A 10,956-nucleotide genomic window follows, 5' to 3' on the forward strand; every position below is an offset into this window, starting at 1 on the left:
CCTCGCCCAGGTCGTGGGGGGGTTGCAGCTTGCGGGGCTTCGCCTGGGGGAGAGCGTGGTGGTCCAGGGGGCGGGCGGGCTGGGGGTCTACGCCTGCGCCGTGGCCAAGGAGATGGGGGCCGGGCTGGTCATCGTGATCGACGGGATTCCGGAGCGCCTGGCCCTAGCCAAGGCCTTTGGAGCCGACGTCCTCCTGGACCTTCGCGAGGTCCGCACGCCAGAAGAGCGGATCAAGAAGGTCCAGGAGCTGACCAATGGCTGGGGAGCGGATGTGGTCGCTGAGCTGGTCGGCCACCCGCGGGTCTGCACCGAGGGGCTGCGGATGTTAGGGCGGACGGGCCGGTACCTCGAAATCGGGAACATCAACCCGGGCCTCACCTTCGACCTGGACCCCTCCCTGCTCATCTTCGGGAACAAGACCGTCTACGGGATGGTCTACTACGAGGCCGACCATCTGCGCGAGGCGCTGCGCCTCATCGCCCGAACCCGGACGAAGTACCCCTGGGCGAACGTCCTCTCCCACAAGTTCCCTCTGGCCCAGATCAACGAGGCCTTCCAGATGGCGGACCAGGGCAAGGTCACCCGGGCGGCCATTACCTTCTGAGGGGGGAGGGGAGCATGGCGTTCCGGGATCTGCGGGAGTTCATGGCCGCCCTCGAGGAGGCCGGCCAGCTGCGGCGCGTCCGGGTCCCGGTGGATCCCATCCTGGAGGTCGCCGAGATCACGGACCGGCTCAGCAAGCGGGGAGGCCCGGCCCTCCTGTTCGAGCAGGTGCAGGGCTCGACGGTGCCGCTCCTCATCAATGCCTTCGGGTCGCCCGAGCGGATGTGCCTCGCGTTGGGGGTCAAGGCGATCGGGGAGGTGGCGGAAGCGCTGGAGGGGTTGCTCGAGACGAAGGCGCCCCAGGGGCTCCTGGATAAACTCAAGATGCTGCCGAAGCTCCGGGACCTGGCCTCCTTCTTCCCCAAGTCCGTGAAGGATGGCCCGTGCAAGGAGGTGGTCCGGACGGCCGACGCGTCGCTGGATTTCCTCCCGATCATCCAGTGCTGGCCCCAGGACGCCGGCCGCTACATCACCTTCCCCCTCGTGATCACCAAGGACCCGGAGACCGGCATCCGGAACGTGGGCACCTACCGGATGCAGGTCTTCGACGGGAAGACGACGGCGATGCACTGGCACGCCCACAAGGGGGGCGCCGGCCACTACCGCAAGGCCAAGGCCCGCGGGGAGCGGATCGAGGTGGCGGCGGTGCTGGGGGCCGACCCGATCACCACCTTCTCGGGGACCGTCCCGGCGCCCGAGGGGATCGACGAGCTCCTGATCGCCGGCTTCCTCCGGAAGGAGCCGGTCCCCCTGGTCCCCTGCGAGACGATCGCCCTGGAGGTCCCGGCGACGGCCGAGATCGTGCTCGAGGGGTACGTGGACCCTGCCGAGCTCCGGACCGAGGGACCCTTCGGCGACCACACCGGCTTCTACTCCCTGGCGGACGAGTACCCGGTCTTCCACCTGACGGCCATCACCCACCGCCGCAATCCCATCTACCAGACCATCATCGTCGGGCGGCCGCCGATGGAGGACTGCCACATGGCCTACGCCATCGAGCGGATCTTCCTCCCGCTCCTCCAGAAGCAGCTCCCGGAGGTGGTGGACTACCACATGCCCTTCGAGGGCATCTTCCACAACCTGATGCTCGTCAGCATCCGGAAGCAGTACCCGGGGCACGCCCGGAAGGTCATGCATGCCCTCTGGGGGCTGGGGCAGGCGATGTTCACCAAGGTCATCGTCGTCGTGGACCACGACGTGAACCTCCACGACCCCTCGGAGGTCACCTGGAAGGCCCTGAACCACATCGACCCGGAGCGGGACATCGAGTTCGTCCACGGCCCGGTGGAGACGCTCGACCACGCGAGCCGGCTCCCCCTCTACGGGAGCAAGATGGGGGTGGACGCGACGCGCAAGTGGCGGAGCGAGGGGTTCACGCGGGACTGGCCGGACGAGATCGTGATGAGCCCGGAAGTGAAGGCGCTGGTGGATCGGCGCTGGAACGAGTACGGGATCGGCTAGTACAAACGAGAGAGATCGTGTGACAAAAGGTCCGGGCGGCGCCGGATGCCGCCCCCCGGCCCCCGTAGCGGAGGGGGGTCCCATCGGCCTTGGGCCGATGGGGGGAACCACGGGAGGGTTCCCCAGAGGGGCCGGGGGCCGGGGCGGCGCCGGCGACAGGACCCGGACGTTGTCACGCTGATTCTGTCGTTGGTGTTAGGCCAGGCCGGCGGCCCGGGCGCCGAGCACGAGGAGGGCGAGGAGGCCGGCCCCGCCGAGGAGCCACAGCGCGATGCGCCGCCGCCGGGCCCACCGGAGCCGACGGTGGGCGGCACCGCGGCGCCGTTCCTCGTCCTGCATCCTCCGCAGTTCTCCGGGCGGCAAGGGCATGCGGTGCTCCTCGCACGCGACCCTCTCAGAAGCGCCCGATCGGGTCAAGCGAGAAACCGAAGGCGCGCCACCCTATTCCTCCGGGAGCTCGGGCAGGTCGGGCCACCGGGGCTCGCCCTCCGGTTTGAAGTTCCGGGTCCCCACGAAGTGCATGCCGTGGTGGAAGTTCACCTTGAACTTCCCCCCGCCGTACCGGCTATGGATGTAGGCCATCGGATCCGCGAGGAGCTCCTCGGCCGCCTCGCCCTTGAGCCGCGCCAGCGCCTTGAACCGGATGGTCCCCATCCAGGGCTCCTGGACCAGGAGCGTGGCCGAGGATTCCCGCCAGATCGCCTCCAGGGTCGCCCGCAGCTCCTCCGGGGACGGGTCCCGCCTCCCGTGCCGGGCCAGGTGCTTCCGCACATACTCCTCGTAGTGCTTCCAGACCCAGCTCGCCATCAGGTCCACGGCTTCCCCCGGCTCCCGCCGCGATCGGCGCGCGGCATCCTACGGGACGTGCCCTCGCGTGTCAACGTCCGCTTCCCCGCGCCTGCCCCGCTGGTATAATCGCTGCCGTTTTCCGCGGGAGGGACGATGCGGCGGTGGGCGGCCTGGGGAGCGGCGACGCTCCTGTTCCTGCTGGTGACCTTCCACCGGTTCGCCCTGGGCGTCATCGCCACCGACCTCATGGCCACCTTCGCCACGGCGGCGGTCGGGCTGGGGGGACTGGCGTCCATCTATTTCTATCTGTACGGCCTCCTCCAGATCCCCTCGGGGATCCTCGCGGATACCTGGGGACCCCGCCGCACCCTCACGGCCTCGGCCCTCCTGATGACGGCGGGGGCCTTCCTGTTCGCGGCCGCGCCCACCCTGCCGATGGCCTATGCGGGACGCGCCCTCGTCGGCCTCGGGGTCGCCCCGGTTCTCGTGAACACGCTCAAGCTGATCACCGAGTGGTTCCCGCCCCGGGCCTTCGCCACCATGACTGGCCTCACCGCAATGCTGGGGAATCTCGGAGGCTTCCTGGCCGGCGGCCCCTTCGCCATCCTGGTCGCTGCCGTCGGCTGGCGGGCAGGCTTTACCACCGTGGGGATTCTCACCGCCCTGGTGGGAGGGGGCCTGCTCCTCGTCGTCCGGGACCGCCCGGTCCTGGCGCCGGCCCAGCCGGGCACGGCACCGCCAGCCCTCCGGCCCGCGGCCGCCGCCCTCCTGCGCGATGGGAGGATCTGGCTCCCCCTCGCCACGAAGATGGGCTTCGACATGGCCTTCTTCGCCTTCTTCGTCGTGTGGGGTGTCCCGTTTCTCACCCAGACTTCCGGGGTCTCCGCGACCGCAGCGGGGTTCTACCTCTCCTTCGGCGCCCTCGGCTTCATGTTTGGGGGCCCACTCCTGGGCCTCCTCTCCGACCGGGTGATGCGGGAGCGGCGCCGCCCCATCCTCCTCTCCGCCGTGGCCCACACCACCCTGTGGGCCGTCCTGCTCGCGAGCGCCCCCCTCCGGCCCGGGCCCGCTCTCGCGGCCCTGATGGCCGGGCTCGGCCTCACCTCCGCCGGGCTGCTGCTGTGCCTCGCCTGCGCCAAGGAGTTGAGCCCGCCGGAGACGACGGGGGTCGCGACCGGGCTGGTGAACGGGGGCGGGTTCTTCGGGGCGGCCGTTCTCCAGATCGTCCTGGGGGCCGTGCTGGACTCGGGCTGGGAGGGAGCGATGGTTGCGGGCGCCAGGGTCTATCCCCTGGCGGCCTACCTCAAAGCCTTCAGCCTCTGCCTGGTCATCATGGTGGGGACGTGCCTCGCCGCGTTCTCCATCCGGGAGGCCGGGGCGCTCCGGACATCACCCGCGGAGCCCGCAGGGACTCCCGGTTACAAAAAGTAACCGCGATCATAACCAGGGAGTCGGAGGCGAGGTCCTGCAGGCGCTGGTGGACCCCACGAACCCGGCGATCATCGCGCAGATTCAAGGTGTTGCTGCACGGAGCCGACCCGGCGGGAGGAGGGCCGTCGGCACGACGCCCGAGGCCTGCTGCTTGCAAACGCCCCCGGCCGGCACCCATCGGGACGACCACAATGGCTGACACTAAAGTCTACGTCCTGGGCGATTCACTCGAGACTCCGTCGCAGAGGCTGCCCCGGGCCGTCGGGCCGCTCCGCGACCCGGCCCGGGCCGCAACCCTCTCCCTCTTCCTGTGGGGAGGCGGCCAGCTCTACAACGGGCAGCGGACGACCGCCAACTGGCTCTTCCTCCTCCAGATCTTCTTCTTCGGGGTCCTCGCCGCCGCCGCGACCTCCTGGTCTCGCGTGGCGTGGTGGCTCGATCTCCAGTTCCGCTTCGATACCACCATCCCGGCCCTCTTCGCGCTCCTCTTCCTGTGGGGGGCGGCCGGCTGGGTGTGGGGGACGCTCCAGGCCTATCAGGAGGCCGACCGCCGCGCGCTGGAACCGTTTACCGGGAAGGAGCGCGAGGCGACTGCGGCCCTCTGCTCCCTCGCCGTGCCCGGCTGGGGCCAGTACCTGAACGGGCAGCCCCGGAAGGGGGCCGCCTTCCAGGCCCTGGTCCTGCTGGAGGGGCTCGCCTGGCTCACGCTCCTGGCGGCCTACTCGGGGTTCGAGAGCCTAGAGCGGCCGGAGAACCGCGCGGTTCTCGAGAGGGCCCTCCTCTGGGCCGCGGCGGCCATCCCGCTCCTGGGGCTCGCCCGCGTGCTGACCGCCTACGACGCCTTCAAGGTGGCCCGCTACCCGGGGCTGCGCCGGAACCCCTGGCTCCGGATGAAGTTCGCCTGGACCCGCTACCGGACCGGCATGGCCCGCCAGCTCCCGAGCGCGAAGCGGCGGATCCGGGCGCTCGTGCTCATCCTCCTCTTGGTGGCCGCCGACCTCGTCGCCATCTTTTACAGCCCGCGGTCCTTCTACGTGGGCCAGGCCGCCTGGCTGGCCCAGCACCTCCGGAACAAGGGGATGGTCCAGGTTCCCGTCCTCCTCGACGCCCTCCGCGACCGCCTCGCGGACCGCTGAGTCCCAAAAAGCATCCCGCCCGCCCCCCTGCCGAACGCCGTGGAGGGGAGCGGGCGGAATGAGCGGCCGAAGCTCGCTCTCCAGTGGCGCTACGGGCTTACCGCCTTCAGCCGGGACAGGAACTGGGGGTCCGCCAAGAAGAGGTCCAGGGCGCGGCTGAGGGCCTTGCTGGCCGTGGCTGCCACCTGCTCCTCCGGGAAAAGCACCTCGGTGGACTCGGCGGAGGTACTGAGCGTCCCCTCCCAGAGGACCTCCCGTGTGCGGGAGGCGACGACCACGATCTTCAGTCGGACGGCCGCCGCGGTCCTCGTGTTCACGAGGGCGCGTTCCCCGGTGATCCAGAACTCCTGGATTTGCCCCCCGACCAGGACATCCCCCCAGGCCGGATGGGCTCCCGCCAGCGTGAGATCCCAGCCCTGGATCTGCTTGACCGGGTGGCCGCGCTTGGCCAGGGCATCGGCGATCGCCTGGGTGACGACCTCGTCCACCCCCAGGCGCGCCGGGATGAGGGTGTCGGTCTCCCCCTGTGGATTGGTGAGGGTCCCGATCTTCACCCGGTCCGGACGCTCCCGGACATCGGCGAAGAAGTTGACGGCGACACTGGGGAGCGGGCCGGCCTGCGCCTCCGGAGGCGCCGCGGGTCGGTACTGGAGGCCGATGAGGTAGGTCCGCGGGCCGCCGCAGGCGGCCAGCACCAGGAGCAGGCCACCCGCCAGGACGGCCCCTCCCCACCCGACCCGCCTCATGGCCGCGCCCCCTGCTGGCCCACCGGGAGGGGGGCAAGGACGATCTCGATCCGCCGGTTCAGCCGGCGCCCCTCCTCGGTGTCGTTGCTGGCCACGGGGCGGAACTGCGAGTAGCCGGCCGCCGAGATCTTCTCCGCCACGATCCCCACCCGCTCCTGAAGGAAGCGAGCCACGGTCGTCGCCCGGGCCGTCGAGAGCTCCCAGTTCGTCGGGAACCGCTGGGCCAGCGCAGCGCCGATCGGGACGTTGTCGGTGTGCCCCTCGATCCGGATCTCCTTCCCCTCTACCCCCTTCAGGATGTCCCCGACCCGCTGCAGGACCTCGAGGCCGCGAGGCTTGATCTCGGTCCGCCCGGAGTCGAAGAGGATCTTGTCCACCAGGTTCACGGTGAGGAGGTCCCGGTACTGCGTGACCTGGATCTCCCCGGCCTCGATCTCCTTCTTGAGGTCTTTCACCAGGTTATCGTAGGTGGCGGTGAGCTTCGCGAGCTCCGCCTCCTTCTCGCGGGTGATCTGGGCGAGGCGGGCCACCTCCGCCTGGTGCTGCTCCACGCCGGTCTTGAGCCGCCCCACCTCGCGCTCCACCGCCGCCCGGGCCTCCTGGGCGCGCTGGAGCTCCCCCTGCAGGTCCCGCACCTGTTGCTGGCGCTGTTCCGCCAGCAGGCCGAGGCGGGCCCCCTCCACCTCCAGGCCCCGGTTCCGGTCGATGAGTTCCGACATCCGCTTCGCCTGCTCGTCGGCCCGCGCCCGAAGCGCCTGGTGCAGCTCCCGGTTCTCGCCCTGCATCTTTTCCACCGTCGCCGAGAGCTCGGCGCGCTGTCCCTCGAGCTGGGTGCGGGCGGCGGTGAGATCGGCGACGGCCCGCTCCAGCGCCTCGACGCGCCGGGCCAGGGCCTTCCCCTCGTCTTCGGCCCGGGTGAGCTGGCGGCGGGTCAGCTCGAGTGCCTGCTCCCGCGCCGTCAGCTCCGACTGCGGGGCACAGCCGGCGACGAGGAGCAGGGCCAGTCCCGCCGCGGCCACCCTTCCCAATCCTCTGGGGGCACCCCTGTGCTCCATGATTGGCATCCAGATCATGACCGACCTCCTGGAATGAAGCGCCGCGGGAGCCTCCACGGCGAGGACACTCTAGCCGATCCCGGGAAGAAAATCCATGTCAGGCATCGGGGAGGCCCCCGTCAGGCGGCGGGACGGAACCGGAGAAGGCGCAGCCCGTTGGCCACGACCAGGAGGGTGTTCCCTTCGTGGCCCACGACCCCGACCGGCAGACTGATCACCCCGAGAACGGCGGAGAGGACCAGGGAAACGATGATGACCCCCGAGAGCCCCAGGTTCTGCCAGATGACCCGGCGGGCCTGCTGACTCAGGGCAAGCGCGTAGGCAAGCCTGGTCAGGTCATCCCCCATGAGGATGACGTCGGCCGTCTCGAGGGCCACATCGGACCCGGCGGCGCCCATCGCCACCCCCACGGTGGCCCGGGCCAGGGCGGGGGCGTCGTTCACCCCATCCCCCACCATCGCCACGTCCTGGTACCGCTGCCGCAGGGCCACCACCACCTCCGCCTTCGCTTCCGGCAACAGCTCGGCGTACACCTCATCCACGCCCGTCGCGGCCGCCACCGCTTGGGCCACGCGCGGGTTATCCCCCGTCAGCATCACGGTCGTCGTGACGCCGAGGTCTTTCAGCCGGCGGATGACGGCGGGAGCCTCGGACCGCACCTGGTCGGCCACCGCAATGAGGCCGCGCGTGCCTCCATCGGCGACGAAGATGACCGTCTTCCCCCCAACCTGCAACCGCTCCGCCGCCGCGCGGAGGGGAGCCGGAACCGGGATCTCGCGTTCGCCCAGGAACGCCTGGTTTCCGACCGCCACCACCCGGCCGTTCACCCGGGCCAGCACGCCGCGCCCCACGACCGCCTGCAGGTCCGCCGCCTCGGCCGGCACGATCCCCCGCCGCCGGGCCTCCGTCACCACCGCCTGGCCCAGGAGGTGCTCGGAGCGTCCCTCCACCGCCGCGGCCAGGCCGAGGACTTCCTGCGGGGAGGTGCCGTCGGCCGGCAGGATATCGGTGACGACGGGGATGCCTCGGGTGAGCGTCCCGGTCTTGTCGAGGGCCACCACTCGGACCCGCCCCAGCGCCTCCAGGTAGGCCCCCCCTTTGAAGAGGACCCCCTGCCGGGCCGCATTGGCAATCGCCGAGAGGACCGAGGCGGGGGTGGAGATGACCAGGGCGCAGGGGGAGCCCACCACCAGCAGCGTGATCGCCCGGTAGATGGCGGCGGCCGGCGGCACGTCGAAGGCCAGGACGGGCAGCACGGCCATGAGCACCGCCGCAGTCGCCACCCCGACCGCGTACGCGTTGCCGAACCGGTCGATGATCCGCTGGGCCGGGGCACGGCTGGCCTGCGCCTCCTCCACGAGCTGGATCACCTTGGCCAGCGTGGTCTCCGCGTGGGGCTTGGCGACCCGGATCTCCAGGGTTCCCTGCCCGTTGATGGTCCCGGCGAACACTCCCGACCCGATCCCCTTCGCGACCGGGACCGACTCGCCGGTGATGGGAGACTGGTCCACGGCCGAGTGGCCGTCCAGGACGACACCGTCGGCGGGGATCCGCTCCCCGGGCTTCACCAGGATCCGATCCCCGACCGCCAGATCCTCCACCGCAACCCGGACCGCCTTCCCCTGCCTGAGGACCGTCGCCTCGGCCGGCCGCAGGGCAATCAACGCCCGCAGGGCCTGCCGGGTCCGGTCCATGGCGTAGGATTCCAGCGCGTTGCTCAGGGAGAAGAGGAAGAGGAGGACGGCCCCCTCGGCCCACTGCCCGATCGCGGCGGCGCCGATCGCGGCGGCCACCATGAGGCCGTTGACGTCGAAGACGCCGCTCCGGAGGGACCGAATGGCGTTCCGGGCCTCGACGAGGCCGCCGCTGAGATAGGCGAGGCCGTACAGGGCGCGGGTCACGGCCAGCGGGAGGGCGAGCCAGGAGGCCCCCACCCCCGCCAGCAGAAACAGGAGGCAGGCGCCCGAGCGGAGGGCGGGAATCCGCCGCCGCCAGACCTCTCCGGCGGAGGTCTCGGCAGCCGCGGAGAGGGGCCGACGGACCTCGGCCAGCCCCGCCTCCCCCTCCCCGTAGGCCAGGCGGAGCTGCTTCGCGTCCAGCGCCAGGACAAGCCCCGGCTCCCCCGTCCGGGCCCGGAGCTCCGCCCGGAGGATGTTCCCCACCTCGGGAGAGTCCGAGGCCGCCGCCGCAAGGTTCCGCGCGCTGAGGCGGCGGCCGAACTCCCGCCCCAACCGGGCGGCCAGACGCTCAGCCGATCGCGGCGAGAGGCGGTCGGGCTCGAACCGCAGCGTGATCGTGCCCCGCGCCCAGTCCACTTCCACCGCCCGCAGCCCCCGGTAGCTGGTCAGGGCCTCCGCCAGAAGGTCGGCGCACCGTGCCGGATCGCGGGCCAGGGCGCCCCGGCTCACCGTTGCTCCCGCCCGCCCTCGACTCCCCTCGGCCATCTGCGCTCCCCGCGACCTGCGTCGCTTCACGTCTCTCATTTGTAGCAGGGGGACGGGGGACACTCAACCCAAAACGCCCGCCACCGGGGCCCGAACGGGCGGCTTACCCTCCCCAACCGAAGAGCACCTGGCCGAGCAGAAGGCCGTTCAGGGTGACGACCAGTGCCGTCACGGCGGCCGCCAGCACCGTCGTCCCCCGCCGGTTGACCAGGAGTCCCATCAGGTCGCGCCGCGCCGTGAACCACACGAGGGGGAGGAGGGCGAAGGGAAGGCCGAAACTGAGGACGACCTGGCTGAGGACGAGGGTCCGGGTCGGCTCAAGGCCGATCGCGATGACCACGAGCGCGGGCAGCATCGTCACCAGCCGGCGCAGCCAGAGCGGGATCCGCCGGTGGAGGAACCCCTGCATGATGACCTGCCCAGCCATGGTGCCGACCGCGGAGGAGGAGAGCCCCGAGGCCAGGAGGGAGACGGCGAACACCCAACTCGACGCGGCGCCCAGGAGCGGGGTGAGGGTCCGGTGGGCTTCCTCGATGGTCCCGACGTCGGTGAGCCCCCGGGCGAAGAAGGTCGAGGCGGCCATGACCAGCATGGCCCCGTTGACGAGGCCGGCGACGCCCAGGGCGATGGCCACGTCCACGCACTCGAAGCGGAAGAGCCGCCGGAGGTGGTCCGGGGTGCGGGCCACGATCCGATGCTGGGTCAGGGCGGAGTGGAGGAAAACCGCATGGGGCATGACCGTCGCCCCCAGGATCCCCGTCGCCAGGAGCACGCTCTCGGTCCCGCTGAACTGGGGCACGACGGCGTGAAAGGCAAGCTCCCCCCAGGCGGGACGCTCCAGAAGGGTCTCGATGACGTAGGCGACGGCAATGACCCCGACCAGGGCGCCGATGACCCCCTCCAGGGGCCGGAAGCCGCGCCGCTGAAGGGAGAGCATGGCGAATGTCGTGGCCGCCGTCAGGAGCCCGGCCGGCAGCAGCGGAAGGCCCAGGAGGAGGTTGAACCCGAGGGCGGCCCCGAGGAACTCGGCCAGGTCGGTCGCCATCGCCACCCCCTCCATCAGGACCCACATCCCCCAGACGATCGGTCGGGGAAACTCCTCGCGACAGAGCTCGGCCAGGTTCCGCCCGGTGGCGATGCCGAGCTTGGCCGACAGGGCCTGGACCAGCATGGCCATCAGATTGCTGGCCACGACTACCCAGAGGAGCAGGTAGCCGAACTTGGCGCCGCCCTGGATATTCGTGGCAAAGTTCCCGGGGTCCAGGTAGGCCACCGAGGCGACGAAGGCGGG

10 protein-coding genes are annotated in these 10,956 nt (G+C 71.0%); 4 read left to right on the plus strand and 6 right to left on the minus strand.

The window, feature by feature from the left end; genetic code table 11:
* Nucleotides 1-604, plus strand: a 604-nt coding sequence (locus tag VGT06_07470) for a zinc-binding dehydrogenase (GenBank protein HEV8662959.1), incomplete at its 5' end; no start/stop codon positions are given.
* Nucleotides 605-618: 14 nt separating this feature from the next.
* Nucleotides 619-2,064 (plus strand): menaquinone biosynthesis decarboxylase, encoded by a 1,446-nt coding sequence (locus tag VGT06_07475; protein HEV8662960.1) that lies wholly within the window; start codon nt 619-621, stop codon nt 2,062-2,064.
* Between the two features lie 195 nt (nt 2,065-2,259).
* Here the strand turns inward: VGT06_07475 and VGT06_07480 are convergent, their stop codons facing one another.
* Both VGT06_07480 and VGT06_07485 read right to left on the minus strand, forming a co-directional pair.
* Entirely contained in the window at nt 2,260-2,403 is a 144-nt protein-coding gene (locus VGT06_07480) for a hypothetical protein (protein HEV8662961.1), read from the minus strand.
* Nucleotides 2,404-2,505: 102 nt separating this feature from the next.
* Nucleotides 2,506-2,871 carry a hypothetical protein gene (locus VGT06_07485; protein HEV8662962.1) on the minus strand — a complete coding sequence of 122 codons (366 nt, stop codon included), beginning with the start codon at nt 2,869-2,871 and terminating at the stop codon, nt 2,506-2,508.
* 135 nt (nt 2,872-3,006) lie between these two features.
* Between VGT06_07485 and VGT06_07490 the strand changes: the two genes are divergently transcribed.
* Together VGT06_07490 and VGT06_07495 are read left to right on the plus strand one after the other, a co-directional pair.
* Nucleotides 3,007-4,284 carry an MFS transporter gene (locus VGT06_07490; protein HEV8662963.1) on the plus strand — a complete coding sequence of 426 codons (1,278 nt, stop codon included), beginning with the start codon at nt 3,007-3,009 and terminating at the stop codon, nt 4,282-4,284.
* A gap of 191 nt (nt 4,285-4,475) precedes the next feature.
* On the plus strand, nt 4,476-5,420 hold the full coding sequence (locus VGT06_07495) for a hypothetical protein (GenBank protein ID HEV8662964.1): 945 nt from the start codon (nt 4,476-4,478) through the stop codon (nt 5,418-5,420).
* A gap of 89 nt (nt 5,421-5,509) precedes the next feature.
* On the opposite strand, the gene VGT06_07500 is transcribed toward VGT06_07495, so the two are convergent.
* The 4 genes from VGT06_07500 to VGT06_07515 form a co-directional block, all read right to left on the minus strand.
* Entirely contained in the window at nt 5,510-6,166 is a 657-nt protein-coding gene (locus tag VGT06_07500) for a hypothetical protein (GenBank protein HEV8662965.1), read from the minus strand.
* Nucleotides 6,163-7,185: an OmpA family protein gene (locus tag VGT06_07505; protein HEV8662966.1), complete on the minus strand. Its 1,023-nt coding sequence runs from the start codon at nt 7,183-7,185 to the stop codon at nt 6,163-6,165. The genes VGT06_07500 and VGT06_07505 overlap by 4 nt, the downstream gene beginning before the upstream one ends.
* A 155-nt stretch (nt 7,186-7,340) precedes the next feature.
* Nucleotides 7,341-9,629: a heavy metal translocating P-type ATPase gene (locus tag VGT06_07510; GenBank protein HEV8662967.1), complete on the minus strand. Its 2,289-nt coding sequence runs from the start codon at nt 9,627-9,629 to the stop codon at nt 7,341-7,343.
* 139 nt (nt 9,630-9,768) lie between these two features.
* A partial coding sequence (locus VGT06_07515) for an Nramp family divalent metal transporter (protein HEV8662968.1) occupies nt 9,769-10,956 on the minus strand: 1,188 nt, incomplete at its 5' end.

This window comes from Candidatus Methylomirabilis sp. (assembly GCA_036000645.1).
Classification (GTDB): Bacteria; Methylomirabilota; Methylomirabilia; order Methylomirabilales; family JACPAU01; genus JACPAU01.

Coding starts and splice junctions, on each gene's coding strand:
- VGT06_07500 (HEV8662965.1), bottom strand. CDS start 6,166: ATGAGGCGGGTCGGGTGGGGAGGGGCCGTCCTGGCGGGTGGCCTGCTC.
- VGT06_07490 (HEV8662963.1), top strand. CDS start 3,007: ATGCGGCGGTGGGCGGCCTGGGGAGCGGCGACGCTCCTGTTCCTGCTG.
- VGT06_07495 (HEV8662964.1), top strand. CDS start 4,476: ATGGCTGACACTAAAGTCTACGTCCTGGGCGATTCACTCGAGACTCCG.
- VGT06_07485 (HEV8662962.1), bottom strand. CDS start 2,871: ATGGCGAGCTGGGTCTGGAAGCACTACGAGGAGTATGTGCGGAAGCAC.
- VGT06_07480 (HEV8662961.1), bottom strand. CDS start 2,403: ATGCAGGACGAGGAACGGCGCCGCGGTGCCGCCCACCGTCGGCTCCGG.
- VGT06_07475 (HEV8662960.1), top strand. CDS start 619: ATGGCGTTCCGGGATCTGCGGGAGTTCATGGCCGCCCTCGAGGAGGCC.